This is a genomic window from Methanosarcina sp. Kolksee (genome assembly GCF_000969945.1).
Lineage (GTDB): Archaea > Halobacteriota > Methanosarcinia > Methanosarcinales > Methanosarcinaceae > Methanosarcina > Methanosarcina vacuolata.
This window is the reverse complement of the sequence record NZ_CP009524.1, coordinates 2,176,898-2,193,642: the sequence shown is the minus strand read 5'-3', so window position 1 is coordinate 2,193,642 and position 16,745 is coordinate 2,176,898. Positions and strand designations below refer to the sequence as shown.

Sequence of the window (16,745 nt, the reverse complement as noted above, 5' to 3'; positions counted from 1 at the left end):
CTCACCTGAGTTTTTTGATTCACGAGTCACTTTGCTCTTCCTCAAAGAAATCTTTAATATCTGATACGAGGTCGTAAATTGCCTCCTCAAAACCCCATCCAACATTTTCTAGACCCACATCGACCTTAAGCAGTCTTTCCCTGAAAAAATGATAGTATTTCTGTCCTTCCTCAGTTATTAATTGTTCACAAAACCTCTCCAGCATCCCTTCAATGTTGTCATAGAATTCATCGTCTATGACTCCATAAACACGGGCAAATTGAACCCCTCCTTCAACGTATGTAAGCATCAGGTCCAGAGTCCCCATAAGGTCTCCCGAAGAATTTGAATAATCACTGATAGCTCTTTCTGCTGTAGAGTAACGGATTTTTCCTGATACATTCTCCGTTGAAAACTCTTCTTTAATGATTTCCCGATACTGCTCCAGCATCTTATTCATTTTATTCTTTACGCTCTCTCCAAGGTATCTGGAATTTATGAGCATGCGGTCTCCAACCGAATGTCCATAAAGTTCACGAATAAGATCGATGAGTTCTGTTTTTTCGGCTTTCTGCAGGATTTTCTTCACCTGTGCCCATTTTACAGAATCTGCTTTTTCCATGAAAACCCACCTCCATTTTTTGTGTTATGAATCACTTTGCGCGTCTTCAAAAAAAATTTCAATTTCTTTCACACGCAGTTTTATTCCGTCTCCAAATCCCCATGCCATTCCTTTTGTTTTCCTGCGGATCTTCAAAAGCCTTTCCCTGAAACCGGCATAAAGGGTTTTGCCTTCAGGTGTCTCTAACCTGGTGCAGAATTCTTCAAAGGCGCTGTATATCTCTTGATAAAACTCCTCGCCTATATCCCCGTATTCACTGGTAAATTCCACCCCATTTTCGACGTAAAAAAGCATCAACTCCATCGTCCCTGCAAAATCCCCTGAAGCCTTTGAATAATCGCGAATTGCTTTTTTTGCAACCGAGTACCTGAGCGTCCCATGCCATTTTTCCGGAAAAAACTCATTTTTTATTACTTCCCTGTAAGCTTCCAGAATTCCGGGCTCAGCATTTGTATCTATGGATCTGGCAAGCAGATACCTTCTATTTTCCTCAGAATACCTGTAAAGATCCTGAATAATATTAATAAGTTCTTTTTTATCTGTGTCTTGTAGAGCCTTTTTTAAGTCAAACCACCCTAAATCCAGATCTTTTTTCATTTTACAGCCCCATAAAGTAAAAGTGTAACTATTCAGGCCAGAATCTATTTATCGTTATCGATTTTGATGAAATCGGTATGTCTGAATTCTGACCAGTGAGGATTGAAAAAACGCAATCAATAGCCAACAATTAACTAAAATACATTTTCTGAAATTTGCCAATTGAATTCTGTTAAATCAGGCTAATGATGTTGTTTTTCCTAGGCTAAGTAGTTACAATAATTCTAGAACTAAAATTCCTGTAAAGAAGTAGCAAACCTATAAAACTCAACCGTTTCAAGAGGACAAAAATATTCCAGGCGCATACGGCACTACACCTGCAAAAAAGCAAGAATTGTGGGCTCAATATGGACTTTAAAGGAACTGCTGACATTCAGGTGTTTTAAAACATCAATCAAATAAGGATGGGCCATCAGTTTTTTAATTCCCTGAAAATTCATTTTTCTCCAGAACCAGGCTTTTAACCCTTGCAAGGGCAGTTTCAGCATTTGCCTCGAGACCCTTGCTTTTCCATAGATCAGCCGCGATTTTAAAAGCATTTTCTGCTCCTTTCGGGTTTCCAAGCTTCAGGAAAACCCTGCCTTTTTCATACCAGGCTTCAGGAAAGTCTGGTTTCTTCCGGGTTGCCATTTCAAAAGCGTGCAGGGCTTCTTTTTCAGAGCCGGTTTCAAAAAGTACTTTTCCTCTGAGGTGCCAGGCCTCTGCATTCTCAAGTTTCTCCTCAAGGGCTTTTCCAAAAGCTTTTCTGGATTCCTCAATTTCTCCAAGCTTTAAATGCAATTTGCCTTTCTCGAACCAGATGCCTGCATCATCAGGATTTATTTCCAGGATTTTTTCAAATTCCTTCAGCTTCTCTTCGCACTTATGCACCCTAACAAGCGCAGTTTCCTTCCCATCCCAGGCATTTTTCTGCACCGGGTTCAGGGAAATAGACCTCTCAAAAGCTTCAAGTGCCTGCCTGAGATGCTCAAGCTTTAGCAGCGCAAACCCGGTATTGGTCCAGAGCCCTGGGTGATCCGGTTTTATCCTGGAGGCACTTTCAAACGTTTCAAGGGCCTCTTCATAGCGTTTGAGTTTTAACAGGGTATTTCCTTTATGAAAAAGAGCTGGAAAATGCCTGGGGTTTTCAGAAAGTACCGTATCGAAAGCCTCAAGTGCAAGCCTGAGCCTGCCCTGCCTGTAAAGAATTACTCCTTCCTCATAGAAGCTCTCTGCACTTTTCGGGTTACTTTCTTCCGGACCCTCGCCTTCAGGATAGTTTTTTCGAAGTCCGGTTTCTGAAAGGTATCTGAAATCCGGAGATGTTTCCGAGCCAGGCCTTGAATCGAGGTATATGAATTCTTCTTTTGGCACAAAAGACTTGCAAATCCATCCAGATTCAACTTTCCGGTTTGTAACAACGCAGTATCCGTTAACGCGCCTGGAACATACCTCACAGCAGTAGATTCTCCTTTCCAGTCGGTACCGGATCTGGTCAAGCTCAGTTGTAACCAACCCCTCATTCAGCCGTGCTTTGAAAGTCTCGTACGGGATGTTTTTAATTTTGATATAGACTGTTGAAGGGGCAGGTGGGTCCCATTCCGGAGGGTTTGAGGTCGGTTTTTTGCAAATCATAGTTTTGGCAGGGTTTTTTCTTGCAGAGTTTTTTCTTTTTACCGGAAATTTTTCGTTTTTTGGAAGTTTTTGTACTGAAAATATTTCATTCTTTATTGGAAACTACGTATTGAAATCAAATGCTTATCTCAGTTTACAGATTTAATCGTAGATTAACTCTTTTATTATGTCCCATTCTCAGAGGAGTTAGTCCCTGAGGTTGAATCATTGAGTTTTGTCTCATTATCCGTTGAGGGCTGTTCTTGCGTTGAAGTTGACGTACTAGAGTTAGAAGCCGTTTGTTGAGAAGAAGACGTGGAGGACTCCTTTACAAGTACGACTTTAGTAACCACCGTGCTTCCAACCTCATTTGTGGCTGTCAGGGTATAAGTTGTGGTTTCACTGGGGGATATGCTTTGGCTGCCAGTTAAACCTACGGTTCCTATTCCAGGTTTGATAGAAACTTTCGAAGCCCCAGAAACGCTCCAGACAAGCTTTGAGCTCTCCCCTTCCTCGATAGTATCAGGATTCGCATTAAACGAACCGATAGATGGAAGGCTTTCTTTAGATGTTTGACTCTCCTTAAGTGCCGAATTATTTTGTGATGCTTGATTATCTTCCGATGACTGGCTTTCCTGCGATGCCTGAGTATCCTGGGAAGCCTGAGTATCTTCCGATGTCGGATTTTCCTTAGTCGATGAACTCTCCTGAGATGTCAGGCTTTCTTCCGAAGACTGAATATTTGATGTGGAAGCGTTTTCGGAGGATGCAGCATTTTCCTCAACTGCAACAGTACAGTAAGCTTCGTCTTCTTTCTCGCCATTTGAAGCTGTAAGTTTGTATGTCGTAGTACCGGCAGGAGACACATTAAATGTTCCGGTGGGCTCTGTAACTCCTATATCAGGCTCGATAGTAACATTCGAGACCCCGGAAACGTGCCAGTTGAGAACTGCACTCTCGCCTGGTGTGATGGAATCAGGACTTGCATCAAATGAGCTGATAAGAAAAGGCTCTTGAGATTCATTAGATTCATTATTGACCGTAACCGTGCAGAGCGCAACTTTTTCATTTCTTCTACCAGTCGCTATCAATTTATAGGTTGTAGTCTCTGAAGGGGATACAGAAATGGATCCATTTGAACTTACAGGTCCTATACCAGGCTCTATTGTAATATTATCAGCTCCAGAAACGTCCCAGTTCAAAACAGAAGATCCTCCAGGTACGATAATTTCCGGGCCGGCATCAAAATTGCTAATTCCGACCGCCGCCGCAGGAAAAAGAGCTTTTAGAGCTATAGCTATACTCAGGATGGTACCTAATAATTTTAAAAATTCTGGCAATGAGTTCCACATTGACTTAATTTTTTCCCCAATTGAATTATTACTATCCTCTTTATCCATAATCAGACTCCGTACAACCTATAAATTAAAACAAACAACCATGTTTAGCAGGTTGAAAAACAATATTTTTCAGGAAAGGTAACCTGAAATGTAAGTTACACATTCGATTCTTTTTTGCATCGCAATTAGAATATATCTCATAGTTTAATAATATATATATTTATTAATTTGGGGATATATTTTCAAAAAGTTAGAAGAAAGGATGAAACTTAAGGATTAAAGCTAAGGGTTCAACTTAAGAGCTCAACTTCAGAATTTTTCAATTTACCGTCAAATTGGATCAATGTTATAATCTTCAAGAGCGTCATAGAAATCAGATTTTTAATCGGAATTATTGTCTGGATAGCGCAAATCTACGATGCCTATGGTGCATGAAAAATAGGTTAAGAAACTTTTGTAATAGCTGTTTAATTCATTTTTAAGATGTTTAATTCATTTTTAAGATGTTTAATTCATTTTTAAGGTGTCTAATTCCTTTTTGAGTTGTTTAATTACTTTTTGAGCTGTTTAATTACTTTTGAAAGGTATATTTTTTAGAGGGGGACTATTTAAAAAGAAAAGATTTTTATATTAAAGGGAAAGGTCTTTTTATGTAAACTATTTATATACACCCTCTTATTAAGTACTTAAAGAAGGTAAGTTCTATGAACTATTGCAGAACACACGGAATTCCAGCCTTATTTTCTTTTTTCTTCCCTGGCCTGGGCCAGCTTGTAAAGGGACATCTTTTCAAGGCACTGGGCATCTGGATAGCCTTCATTATCACAGGGACGATGCATATTTTCGGGGCTGGATTTTTATTATGGCCGATTATATGGGTCTGGCAGCTCTATGACGCCTACAACTCCTGAATAAAAGTAGACATAAGAGCAATCCCGAAAAGGTAATCTGAAAAGGATATAATCTGAAAAGAATAAAAAGAGTGTATAGTAAGCTAAGTTACTTAGCTATACATCAAACTTTTTTAAAACTCAGGGGCATGTAATTCTATTTTTTCAATTATTCTCTATGAGTCAGCTTCATCTGGTTGAGTCTAATCTATCTCTTTATTTTACGATTAATATTTATAAATATCCATTAATATTTATAAATATCCATTAATATTTGTAAATATCCATTAATATTTATAAATATCCATTAATATTTATAAATATCCATTAATATTTATAAATATCCATTAATATCTATTAAATTGATAAAACTCAAAAATGAGAACGGCATCATTAAACTGATCTCATATTCGTTAATAACTAATTTTCAAATGTATTAATACCTGCGTACCATTTCCGCCTGCCATTCTGTTTCCGGCCAGCCTCTAAAACCTCTGAACTTGTTTATATCGTCCAGATAATTTATCACTTCATCAGCCTGAAAACCAAGATCTTTGAGCACACAACCAAGAACGGTTCCAGTTCTGCCTATACCTCCCATGCAATGGACAACAATGCCTTTTCCTGCGTCTATTTCTTCTAATATTACATTAGTTGCCCTTCTTACAAGCCATTCCAGTGTATCAGGGTCATATGGAAAATTACCATGATGAAGGTCTTCTAATTCTGCAGAAAAAAGGACCTTGAGAGGATAGGGGTTATAAGATACTTCGGAATCACAGAGACATACAACGCTTGAGAAACCTGCATTTCTAATTTTCTCCCAGGGCGTGTACATTCCGGGATAAGACATGCCAGCCAGAGGTACAGGTTCCTTAAGAACTACATAAAAATTCATTGGGATTCGGATGCCTTCTATTTCAGGCATCGCCAGAGGACTCAATAAAGAAGATGCCATGATATAAGAGTATGGGGTTAGAAGATATAAACTTCATTTAAGGACAGAAGATTTGAGGTATAAGTATAACAGTCAAGGAATTTATACAATATGTAATAATTAAGGAGGTTTCTAAACAAGAAGCTGATGTAGAAAAATAAGCTTGTACAGAAAAGTAAGCTTGTACAGAAAAGTAAGTTTCTACAGAAAAATAAGCTTCTGTGGAAAAAGGAAAATACCCCCACTTTTACCCACTACTGTTTTTCACTTTTCATCGTTTTTCAATTTAAGGCATTCACTTCCCTTATGCAACTTTGACATAGTCAAATATGGATTTAGTGCCGCAGTAGGTATTGTTTTTCTCTGTTAAGGTAACGGTATATTGCCCTGAGCGGTTGTACGTGTGCACAGGATTCTCTTCTGTCGAATTCGTCCCATCTCCAAAGTCCCAGTTCCATGATGTGGGCGATCCGGTACTATTATCAGTGAAAGCGACTTTCAGTGGTGCATTTCCTGAGGTTGGAGATGCTGAAAAGTCAACTTTCTGAAGGTTTGAGTCAAGAGAATTCATGTGTAAATCATCATTCAGAAGGTCATTGAACCAATCGTCTGAATTAATGTCGTTATTGAAGTCCTTGTTCATGAACCCGTTGAACCAGTTGTCCCATATTGTCCTGTCATTCGAGATAAAAGGTCTCAAATTATTTATTTCACTGGAAAGAAATGGAACATCCGACAGCCACTGATTAGCCTCATTTGAGACTATCTGAACATTTCTGGAAGTGGACAAGTTGGACGCATAAATATTTACACTATCCAAACTTCCGTTATCAGTGCTGTTGTTATAATGCCATACGACTTTGCTACTGTAGACAATAGGAGAGGACTGCGAGGACGACTCATTGATTACTGTCCCATTACTTGTCATAACCTGAGTCTGAGTAACAATTACCGAACCATTCTGGTCACTCGACGCCGATGCAACGGGTAAAGCAGAAATCGAAAAGGATAAAATAAGGGCTGTTGAAGCTAAAAGTACATACAACTTTTCCCTATTTTTCATTTTTTATTGCCTTCTTTGTATTTCATTTATCCTTATTTGATTGTTTTTCACGGGACTTACATGGCTGTTGAGGAAAAATTATAACATTAAACTTCGAATTGTCTTGACCACAAAGAGTATAACAGATACTCTTGTGCTTGATTTTATTCCTCAAACGTGTAAGTCCTGTAACACTAATTTTTCTTTATTTATAATTATTTCCTGGCTGTCAGTTGTACATTGATAATTAAAAGCGTGCTGAAATGTCCAGATATAAGCTGTGGAATATACTTATCAGTTTGATAAAATAGAAGGAAAAAATGAATCGGTAGAGAAAGTGGATGTAAGCTTCACAAATCGCAGAAAATCTGAGAATTATGAGCCACAATAAAGAGTCTTGAAAAGGAATAAGTGTGGCATATGGAACTGTCACTCTTCAGTTTTTTCTTCTACTTCTTCACCCCACCACTTTTTTAGTTCCTGAACTGCACTCCTCCGGACATACTCATTTTCATCGGTCGTGGCCCGCTGTTTGATAATATTGAGTGTTTCAGGGTCGTCATGCCAACCACGAGCAAGTTCCTGAACTGCACTCATCCGGGCATCCCAACGATCATCGGTCGTGGCCCGCTGTTTGATAATATTGAGTGTTTCAGGGTCGTCATGCCAACCACGAGCAAGTTCCTGAACTGCACTCATCCGGACATACTCATTTTCATCGGTCGTGGCCCGCTGTTTGATAATATTGAGTGTTTCAGGGTCGTCATGCCAACCACGAGCAAGTTCCTGAACTGCACTCCTCCGGACATTATAAGATTCATCGGTCGTGGCCCGCTGTTTGATAATATTGAGTGTTTCAGGGTCGTCATGCCAACCACGAGCAAGTTCCTGAACTGCACTCATCCGGACATACTCATTTTCATCGGTCGTGGCCCGCTGTTTGATAATATTGAGTGTTTCAGGGTCGTCATGCCAACCACGAGCAAGTTCCTGAACTGCACTCATCCGGGCATCCCAACGATCATCGGTCGTGGCCCGCTGTTTGATAAATTTGAGTGTTTCAGGGTCGTCATGCCAACCACGAGCAAGTTCCTGAACTGCACTCATCCGGACATCATTATCTTCATCGGTCGTGGCCCGCTGTTTGATAAATTTGAGTGTTTCAGGGTCGTCATGCCAACCACGAGCAAGTTCCTGAACTGCACTTCTCCTGACATTACTATCTTCGTCGGCTGTAGACTGTATTATTATCTTTAGTGTTTCAGGGTCATCATGCCAACTCCTTGCAAGTTCCTGAACTGCACTGCTCCTTACTTCATTATCTTCACAAGTCTTAGCCCATTGTTTTATAATCTTTAGTGTCTCAGGGTCGTCATGCCAATCACGAGCAAGTTTCTTAGCAGCAACAGCCCTTACAATATCAAATCTACTTTTAGTTGAGAGGTCTAAAAAAAGAGAAAATAAGTTTTTGTCTTTTGACTCATATTTTACTAAAATTAAAAAGCCCAGAAGACTGGAATAATCCTTATTATTTATTTTTCTCAATGCTTCTTCATTTAACTTTTTAGATTTAGAGTTCAATCCTATAATAAACTGTGTCCATGTATTGTTAAGATATAAATCAATATCTCGAGAACTATAAAAATAATCATATCGCATATAAACCTGACTTTGAGAAAACTGATCAATAACAAGATCTTTATGAGGCCATCTATCACCAACCAGCTTTGCAGCTGGAACCACCTCTTCAGCAAGGAATTGATTGATGTCCTGAGTCCAGCGAACCATTTCAAACAGTCTGAGTACTTTTTCAAGTAGCTTCTTTGCTGTTTCTCCAATCGCATTCGGGTTTCGAAGCTCACTCAAACATTTGATTGCTAAAACGATATTCAGGGGAGGTCTGTTGCCAAAATACTGGGGATCATATACCTGCATTAAGCATTTTATAATTTCATCTGCAAAATTTTCTTTCATACCGCATACAAGGCTCAGGACTTCATGCCAAGTAGGATCTTCCCAGTATTTTTCGTAATAATTCAGTTTGAGGGTTTCAATATTGAGCTTATGGTTGCCAAACTTCTGGACAATATCCATTGCACAGAAATATTCAAGGAAGGTACGATGGACAAATCCGTAAAAATCAGCTCCGTAAAGGCACAGAATAAAGTTTACTCTTCTTAACTGGTCAATAATCGATTCCGCGATAACTTTTGAGTCAGATGGATCTTTTTGGTAGCGATTCTGGATATAAGCCTCTATTTCTTGCTGAAGTGTTTTTCTGTGAATAAAATTGCCTGCAAGTCCGTCGGGACCGGACTGCATTTTGAAGGCAATTCTCATAAGAAGCTCTTTTTTGTCATCTTCCCCAATAAAATCCATTTTTACAGAGCTTCTTTTCAGGTGTTTGTTGACTTCCCAGTTTTCTACAAGGACGCTGGCAGCGTGGTCGTAAAGTTTCCATCTTTCTCTAGGAAGTTCCTGGTGCTTGCCTATTATTGCCAGAATTGTTAGCAATAAGGGGTTTCCGGCAAGCTGCCTTATTGAAGGGGAATCCTTAAGAGCTCTCAGAATCCTTGATTTTCTGCTTTTTATTTCGGTTTCATCAATAACGCAAGGATACCATCTGTCAAGGAAGGTTTCTATCTGCTCTTTCTCAAAGTCCTGAAGTGTAAAGTGAGCAAAACCTGCGTCATCAAGGATTTTACGTTTGTATCCTATAATCCTTGAGGTTACAATTACCCTGACTTTAGGGTAATCAAGTGTAAATCCTACAATCATGCGGTTTATTCGTTCCCATTCCTTGGGATCAAAAATCTCATCAAGTCCATCAAAGATGACTATTGCTTTGCCGTTATTTTTAAGGTAGTTGTCAACTTCCTCTTTTGTTAAACTGTAACCTTCGGTTTCTGAAAGGTGTTGAAAGTAATCAAGAAAAGTCCTGCATTCTTTTTCTGCACACAAGCCTGCAAATTCCCTGAGTTCGACTCTAAGGGGAAGATAGGAATTGAAAAGACTGGCAAGCTTTTCGTCATTGTTAATTTGTAAAACGGATAAAATGATATATTTTGTAAGCGTGGATTTGCCAGCACCGGGATCTCCAAGAATTACAATATGTTTGTTACTCTCATCACTTATGACATCAAGTACGGCTTTTGAGTCCTTTGAATAATAAGACTCTTTTGCACGTTTAAGATCTTCTGCGGTCAATCCCTCTGGGAAACATTCTTTCTCAGGATCCCATTCCTCATGCATTTTAGTCCATATCTCTTTTGGAAGTTCAACTGGAGGTGGGTTTTCTCTCACATTCTGTTCGACAAAGACACTACTGAGCTTGATCTTTAGATAATCTTCTTTTTTGGATGGGGTTAGAGCATCGAGATCAATATTATAGTATCTTTTGGAAACAGCTTCTCTGTACTGTGTGAGGTCGAGTTCTTTAATCCTTTCACTTTCAGAAATTGGCTTTCCATTTTCTTTTTCCCAGTTGTGGACAGCAGTCCCTACTTTACTAGCAAGTTCATTATGGGATTTAAAAGATCCAATATTATACTTCTTTGACAATTCTTTTCTTAGAGACTCAAGTTTAACTGAATCTGTTCCTTTATCGACAAATTTTACTGGCCACGAGGCATCTTCATGAAGCAAAAATATCAAACAATCAATTCCACATTCAATGGCTTTTCTGTACTCAAGTTCGGTAATTGATTTCTTGTATCGAGGAGGTTTGTAACCGTATCTCAAAGCAAAAATTCCTATATAAAGATCAGAAGAAGCAACTGCTTCGAGACATTTATCAAGCGGCCTTTTATCTTCTGCGACAAAGTATTCCATAGCCACATCTTCGTGGCCCATCTGTCTTAGTATAAGGCTAACACTTCTCCGACATTCTTCCAGATCCTTGAATGTAGAGGACACAAATACACGGGCCATTCTATCTACCAATCTTCCAGCCAATTATTCCAGAAACACATTAAAATAATAGAAGTTAAATCTTTTGAATTTACTTACTTACGTTAAGTATTACATTAAGTAAAAAGTAGGAAAAATCTACAAGTTGACTCTAAATAAAGAAAACAGTTGATAAGTGATTAGGTTTTTAGTAACGAATTAGCTGAATAGTAATAGACTAACTCAATTTCTAATTTTGTCTATAATGCCTGGGATGTCATCATGGCTTTCGTACCAAATGACGTTTAAACCGAGTTGCTGAAAAGATGCTTCTTGACTTTTATGATGCATTGAGATGAAGGCTTCAACAATGTTTTCTCTAAACTTCTTCTCTTTATGTCTATCCAAAACTTCTGAAAGTGAAAGTCTCTTTAATAATACATAATGTTTAGGCATACTATTATTTTTTGCAGCAACATCCAAAAGTCTTCGCAAATTTGGATCGGTTACTGATAAACCTATCATCAAACAAGTGTTTTCAAGGAAACAATTAAGTTGAATAATGTTTGACCAATAATAAGCATCTTGGATTAAATTGTGATATCCTTCTTCAGAAAACACTATTAAACCTTTAGGTATACCTTTATAATCATCCTCTTTCCGTGGCAAAAAACCATGAACGTGATATATTGCTAATTGTTCAGGAGAGACGAAATAAGAATTAGTGCATACAGGGCAACATTTTACAGAGATTTCTTGAAGATAAGTCTCTATCAGATCATCGAAGTTGTAATTTACAATGGCTTTTACTCCAGGACCAGTTCTTTTAGGCATACATAGTTTAATTATAGAATTTAATAATTTTGAAGTAGTAATTTCGTCTTTATTAATCTCTCTATAAAGGTTATCAGATATTTTTTTCTCGAATTCGTCCGTAAAACTAGCACGTAGGTAGCGAGCTTCCACTAAGGGAGAAAAACTATTAATCTTTTGGAGTTCATCAGCTATAATTTGGATTTCGTCCTCAGAAGCTTCTAGTCCATTTGACAACTCTTTACTAATTAAATCAGTTATAAGTTTAGATATAAGTGTCCCCCAGTCAGGCATCCCTGCTGAGCTTGACACTCCAGCCCCTAAAAACAATACTAGCCCGTTCTTGTCATATGATTCTTTCAATTCTTTTATATACTGTTTATTTTTTCCTTCCCACCCAATTATTTCACCACCACGTTCTCTTGAAAACACATTATCAGTTTCTTTATATATTTCAGAATTTAATATAAAATCTGGCCTATCAGCAACTTGATCTTTTTTCAAATGGATTTCCCAATTATGAACAGCCGCTCCTACTAAACTGGAAAGTTCATCAGCGGATTTAAAAAAGCTAACCATTATTTCATTAGATAGTTCATTTCTTAAAGCTGCTATATGGTATGCGTTTATTTCTCTGTCTACAAATTTTGGTGGCCAGGGTGCATGTTCATCGAGTAAGAATATTAGGCAATCTTTTCCTGTTTCCACTGCTTTTCGGTATTCAAGTTCAGTTAGGGATTTATCGTATCCATCAGGCACATAACCATATCTCCAAGCAAAAATACCTATGTATAGGTCACAAGTAGAAACAGATTCCATACACTTGTCAACAGGTCTTTTGTCCTCTGCAACAAAATATTCCATCGCCACGTCTTCATGGCCCATTCGTTTCAAAACAATTCTGACCTTTTCACGGCACTCTTCCAGATCCTTAAATGTAGAAGATACAAATACACGGGCCATTCTATCCACCAATCTTCCAGTTAATTTTTCCAGAAACAGATATAAAATAATAAAAGTTAAATCTTTTGAATTAATTTGATTATCTTAAAATAAAAAATCGTATGGAAGTTCACAGTTTTCATTTATCCCATACCTTTTAATATTCCAAATACCGTAAATATGAAAACTTACGCACGCCAATCATCTTCAGGTGACTTTATCAATGTACTCTGATAGAATCAATGCACTACCCCCATATCTTTTTGCTACTATAGACGAAGCGAGGGACGAACTGATTGCCAGGGGAGTCGACGTTATCGACCTTGGCGTAGGAGATCCTGACCTGCCGACGCACCCGCACATTGTGGAGGCTATGCGAGAAGCTGTCTGCGACCCAAAAACGCACGATTATCCATCTTATGCCGGGATGCCGGAATTCAGGAAAGCGGCAGCGGACTGGTGTAAGAAGTACAAAAGGATTGAGCTTGACCCTGCAACTGAAGTCCTTGCCCTGCTCGGGTCAAAGGAAGCGGTTGCACACATTCCGCTCGCTTTTGTCAACCCTGGAGATGTCGTGCTCTATACTGATCCCGGGTATCCGGTCTACAAAATCGGAACAATGTTTGCGGGTGGAGAACCGTATCCGCTGCCGCTGACTGCCGAAAATAATTTCCTGCCTGACCTGGACTCAATTCCTGAGGATGTCCTGAAAAAGGCAAAGCTATTCTTCTTTAATTACCCGAACAACCCGACTGCTGCAACTGCTGATATGCAGTTTTTTGAAAAGGTCGTTGAGTTCTGCAAAAAGAATGACATCATTGCAGTGCATGACAACGCCTACTGCCAGATGACATACGACGGGTACGAATCTCCCTCATTCCTTGCTGCCGACGGGGCAATGGATATTGGCATGGAACTCTATTCCCATTCCAAAACCTATAACATGACAGGCTGGAGGCTCGGGTTTGCAGTCGGAAATAAAGACCTTATAAAAGGGCTCGGCAAGGTAAAATCCAACGTAGATTCAGGCGTCTTTGACGCGATTCAGATCGCGGGCATTGCAGCTCTCTGTTCTTCCCAGGACTGTGTTGAAGAAACAAATAAAATCTATCAGGAGAGGCAGGATGCTCTCATAGAAGGGCTCACAGCGATAGGCCTAAAAGTAAAGCCTCCAAAAGCTACTTTCTATATATGGGCTCCGGTACCTGAAGGTTTTACCTCAATGAGTTTTGCAAAACTCCTGCTCGAAGAAGCCGGAATCATTGCAACCCCTGGTGTCGGGTTCGGAGACGCTGGAGAAGGTTACATCAGGTTTGCCCTTACAAAACCGGTCGATAGAATTAAAGAAGCTGTCGATAGGATGAAAAAACTGAAATTCTAACTACTGTGCTTGAAGAAGTTCTAAACTTTAGAGAGGCTCTTATCACCTTTACAAGTTCAGAGACGCTTTCATTAATTCTAAAGATTAGAACATTAAAAATAATCTGGCCAGACACCCTGGATGCCAGGCCGGAATAAATTTCCCTTTTATATAAAATCTGTCTTTTTTGAGAGTCCTTATATGAGCCTTATTTTCACAAGTCTTGATATGAGCCTTATTTTTACAAGCCTTGACATGAGCCTTATTTTTACAAGTCTTGTTTTCTTACAAGCATTATTTTCTATCGAAAAAGATATTTTTCCCGGTTACACTCAGCGGAATTCCAAAAACGACATCGGCATCAAGCAAACCAGAAACCCTGGCAGCTGCGCCAATTGAGTACATTACTCTGTTGTCGATGCAGAAATCCTTGGCCTTTGCAACGGCTGCACCTATAGCTATTCCCAGGTCCACATATTTGAGCATGCAATTAGGACCCCTGAAATCTCCTTCTATCTTTTGCCGGTTCAGCATCTCAGCACAGGTTTCAGAGCCGCAGGCTCCACAGTCCAGGCCCGCAGCCCCGCTGGTTTTAACACCGATAAGAACAGCAGCCCCTGCGTTTCGAAGATTTGCAGCATCCCTTTTCAGAAAAGCAAATCCTGCGCTTTTTTCCTCTGCCAGCCTTTCCATTGTCGAGGCAAGTACTTCGATATCAGGTTTCTCAACAAGGGCAGTCACTATATCATCTACGCCTTTGGCTTTCGGGGCAGTCCGTGCAGCCAGAAGTATACTCTTTGCAAGTGTTTCAAGCACTTCGGATTCAGGATTGAGAATCATATTCAGTTAATGGAACTTCTGGAGTTTAAGGCTTTGCAGGTGACAGCTCCCACGAGTAAATCAGGCATCTATGGTATTTCAACCAATGCTATACTGTCCTGGAGCAACTATTTATTTATGTCTCGCTGCCATCGTTTCAAGTTTTACCTTTGAAACTTCTTCAAAGAACCTTATACCTGGAGTTTCAGAGCAAAGTCAAGCGGCTTCTGTAGTATTTGCATCTTCCAGAACAAAACTTGACAATAGAATATAGCTTTATAAGTGAAAGTGCTAACATCAATTCTAAAATCAACACATGATTCATACCCATTGCAGCTATGAACATGAACATTTAAGAAAATGTAAGAATGGCTGCATCGGCATCCTCTGTCAGCAGAATTCCGCGTCCTTCTTTATATAAAAAGCTAAAATAAAGTAATTCGCGGTTCCTAAAAAGTTATTTCCCTTATGCTTCAAGAGTTAAAAATTTCAACAGTTGCAAAGGCTAAAAATGCTTTTTATCCTTTTCTATGCATTTTAATGTAAAAGTTCATTATCTTCATTAAAAAGTAAACAACTCCCCGTTTGCGGGCGCATATGCATCCACGCCGATTTCTTCCGAAATCCACTGTGCAAAGCTTTCGGTTTTGTCCCCATGCATTACAAATACCCTTTCCGTACCTTTCCTGCAGAAATCCTTCACAACTTTTTTGAGTTCACCGTCTCCACTGTGTGCGGAAAAGTCATACTGCTCTACCCTGGGTTTGAGAGCCAGGACATCTCCGTTGGTTTCTATCATCCGGTGTTCCAGAGCCAGCCTGCCGTTTGTGCCTTCAACCTGGTAGCCTGTGAGCAGGACTTTGGAACTTGGGTCTTTGTAAAGCCGGCTCAGGTAATAAAGTATCGGCCCTCCGTTCAGCATTCCGGCTGTAGTAACAATAACCGAAGGCTCTTTAAGTATTGAATCCCGCTGATGATCTTTTACGGAAATGGCACGCCCGAAAGCCCGGTCAAGGAGCTCGGGATTTTTAAGGTATTCCGGATATTTTTTAAGGAGCTTGTAAACGTCCCTGCCCATGCCGTCCACATAAGCCTGAATTCCGTGGGCATCAAGCAGCATAAGTATCTCCTGAGTTCTGCCTATGGCAAATGCAGGGATAAGGGCAGTGCCTCCCCTATCTAGGGTGCTAAGGATCGATTCGATAAACCTCTCTTCGGTCTCTTTTCGCGGGATATGTTCTTCCCCAAAATATGTGCTCTCGAGAATAAGAGTATCGGCCTCGGGAAATTCGGCTGCACCGGGCACAAGCCTTGTTTCTTTAAGGCTAAAATCCCCGGTATAAAACAGACTTTCTCCAGATTCCGACTCAAGGAAGATTCCAGATGCTCCAGGGATGTGACCCGCGTTGTAAAAACAGATTCTGTACCCATGACTTTTGAAAGGTTTGTCATAATCGATTTTTTGTGTTCGATTGGCAAGCTTCTGGAGGTCATCGGGATCAAAAGGAGACACTCCTGACAGCGTTCTTTCTGCAATCTTCAGGGTGTCTTTTCCAAGCAGGAAAGTTAGATCTGCAGTCGGCGGGGTCATGAAAACCTCAGGATTCTGGTACATGAGGTTTGGAACAGCCCCGCAGTGATCAAGATGTCCATGTGAGACGAGCACAACCTTCGGTTCCATGCCGTTGAGAGGATATTCCGGTATATCCCCAGTCTTTATGCCGTAATCAAGCAGAACCTCCTCGTTTACCAGCAAACCCGAACGTCCTACTTCCCTGCACCCGCCTTTAAAGGTAAGTTCCAGAATAAAACCTCTTTAAAATTTATGAATTTATTAAATTTAATAAATTCTATCGCATTTATTCAGCTTATTAAATTATTAAGCCTAATAGTTTAATAAGCTTAGTTCTCAATAATTTTGCT

At 39.7% G+C, this 16,745-nt stretch carries 13 protein-coding genes; 3 read left to right on the top strand and 10 right to left on the bottom strand.

The genetic code is table 11. The features are described 5' to 3' along the window. Positions 1-19: 19 nt before the first annotated feature. The 4 genes from MSKOL_RS09105 to MSKOL_RS09090 form a co-directional block, all read right to left on the bottom strand. Entirely contained in the window at positions 20-601 is a 582-nt protein-coding gene (locus MSKOL_RS09105; RefSeq protein WP_048155487.1) for a hypothetical protein, read from the bottom strand. Between the two features lie 24 nt (positions 602-625). Beyond that, positions 626-1,198, bottom strand: coding sequence for a DUF6155 family protein (locus MSKOL_RS09100; protein ID WP_048155481.1), 573 nt, complete (start codon positions 1,196-1,198; stop codon positions 626-628). Between the two features lie 420 nt (positions 1,199-1,618). Then, entirely contained in the window at positions 1,619-2,812 is a 1,194-nt protein-coding gene (locus tag MSKOL_RS09095; protein ID WP_048155478.1) for a tetratricopeptide repeat protein, read from the bottom strand. A gap of 164 nt (positions 2,813-2,976) precedes the next feature. Next, on the bottom strand, positions 2,977-4,191 hold the full coding sequence (locus MSKOL_RS09090; RefSeq protein WP_048155473.1) for a hypothetical protein: 1,215 nt from the start codon (positions 4,189-4,191) through the stop codon (positions 2,977-2,979). 644 nt (positions 4,192-4,835) lie between these two features. On the opposite strand from MSKOL_RS09090, the gene MSKOL_RS09085 reads away from it, so the two are divergent. Beyond that, positions 4,836-5,042 (top strand): hypothetical protein, encoded by a 207-nt coding sequence (locus MSKOL_RS09085; RefSeq protein ID WP_048155471.1) that lies wholly within the window; start codon positions 4,836-4,838, stop codon positions 5,040-5,042. 415 nt (positions 5,043-5,457) lie between these two features. Here the strand turns inward: MSKOL_RS09085 and MSKOL_RS09080 are convergent, their stop codons facing one another. The 4 genes from MSKOL_RS09080 to MSKOL_RS18760 all read right to left on the bottom strand — a co-directional run bounded on the left by MSKOL_RS09080 (position 5,458) and on the right by MSKOL_RS18760 (position 12,664). Further along, positions 5,458-5,979 (bottom strand): dual specificity protein phosphatase family protein, encoded by a 522-nt coding sequence (locus MSKOL_RS09080; RefSeq protein WP_048155470.1) that lies wholly within the window; start codon positions 5,977-5,979, stop codon positions 5,458-5,460. A gap of 283 nt (positions 5,980-6,262) precedes the next feature. Beyond that, entirely contained in the window at positions 6,263-7,021 is a 759-nt protein-coding gene (locus MSKOL_RS09075; protein ID WP_048155467.1) for a PKD domain-containing protein, read from the bottom strand. A 408-nt stretch (positions 7,022-7,429) separates the two neighbouring features. Further along, positions 7,430-10,942, bottom strand: a complete 3,513-nt coding sequence (locus MSKOL_RS09070; RefSeq protein WP_156151021.1) for a HEAT repeat domain-containing protein — start codon at positions 10,940-10,942, stop codon at positions 7,430-7,432. 189 nt (positions 10,943-11,131) lie between these two features. Continuing rightward, a complete protein-coding gene (locus tag MSKOL_RS18760; RefSeq protein WP_052725398.1) occupies positions 11,132-12,664 on the bottom strand; it encodes a DUF4062 domain-containing protein in 1,533 nt (510 codons plus the stop codon). Positions 12,665-12,866: 202 nt separating this feature from the next. Here MSKOL_RS18760 and MSKOL_RS09060 point away from each other — a divergent pair, with 202 nt between their 5' ends. Both MSKOL_RS09060 and MSKOL_RS21355 read left to right on the top strand, forming a co-directional pair. Continuing rightward, entirely contained in the window at positions 12,867-14,024 is a 1,158-nt protein-coding gene (locus MSKOL_RS09060; protein ID WP_048155464.1) for an LL-diaminopimelate aminotransferase, read from the top strand. Between the two features lie 5 nt (positions 14,025-14,029). Next, positions 14,030-14,161 (top strand): hypothetical protein, encoded by a 132-nt coding sequence (locus MSKOL_RS21355; protein ID WP_255351983.1) that lies wholly within the window; start codon positions 14,030-14,032, stop codon positions 14,159-14,161. A 136-nt stretch (positions 14,162-14,297) separates the two neighbouring features. Here the strand turns inward: MSKOL_RS21355 and MSKOL_RS09055 are convergent, their stop codons facing one another. Beyond that, positions 14,298-14,843, bottom strand: coding sequence for a ferredoxin domain-containing protein (locus MSKOL_RS09055; protein ID WP_048120383.1), 546 nt, complete (start codon positions 14,841-14,843; stop codon positions 14,298-14,300). A gap of 541 nt (positions 14,844-15,384) precedes the next feature. Continuing rightward, the gene (locus MSKOL_RS09050) at positions 15,385-16,578 is read right to left on the bottom strand and encodes an MBL fold metallo-hydrolase (RefSeq protein WP_231592575.1); all 1,194 of its coding nucleotides are present in this window, start codon (positions 16,576-16,578) and stop codon (positions 15,385-15,387) included. Positions 16,579-16,745 lie beyond the last annotated feature (167 nt).

Bases quoted from the DNA above. Each gene is read 5' to 3' on its own strand.
- MSKOL_RS09095 (WP_048155478.1), bottom strand. From the start codon at position 2,812: ATGATTTGCAAAAAACCGACCTCAAACCCTCCGGAATGGGACCCACCT.
- MSKOL_RS09090 (WP_048155473.1), bottom strand. From the start codon at position 4,191: ATGGATAAAGAGGATAGTAATAATTCAATTGGGGAAAAAATTAAGTCA.
- MSKOL_RS09085 (WP_048155471.1), top strand. From the start codon at position 4,836: ATGAACTATTGCAGAACACACGGAATTCCAGCCTTATTTTCTTTTTTC.
- MSKOL_RS09080 (WP_048155470.1), bottom strand. From the start codon at position 5,979: ATGGCATCTTCTTTATTGAGTCCTCTGGCGATGCCTGAAATAGAAGGC.
- MSKOL_RS09100 (WP_048155481.1), bottom strand. From the start codon at position 1,198: ATGAAAAAAGATCTGGATTTAGGGTGGTTTGACTTAAAAAAGGCTCTA.
- MSKOL_RS18760 (WP_052725398.1), bottom strand. From the start codon at position 12,664: ATGGCCCGTGTATTTGTATCTTCTACATTTAAGGATCTGGAAGAGTGC.
- MSKOL_RS09075 (WP_048155467.1), bottom strand. From the start codon at position 7,021: ATGAAAAATAGGGAAAAGTTGTATGTACTTTTAGCTTCAACAGCCCTT.
- MSKOL_RS09060 (WP_048155464.1), top strand. From the start codon at position 12,867: ATGTACTCTGATAGAATCAATGCACTACCCCCATATCTTTTTGCTACT.
- MSKOL_RS09105 (WP_048155487.1), bottom strand. From the start codon at position 601: ATGGAAAAAGCAGATTCTGTAAAATGGGCACAGGTGAAGAAAATCCTG.
- MSKOL_RS09055 (WP_048120383.1), bottom strand. From the start codon at position 14,843: ATGATTCTCAATCCTGAATCCGAAGTGCTTGAAACACTTGCAAAGAGT.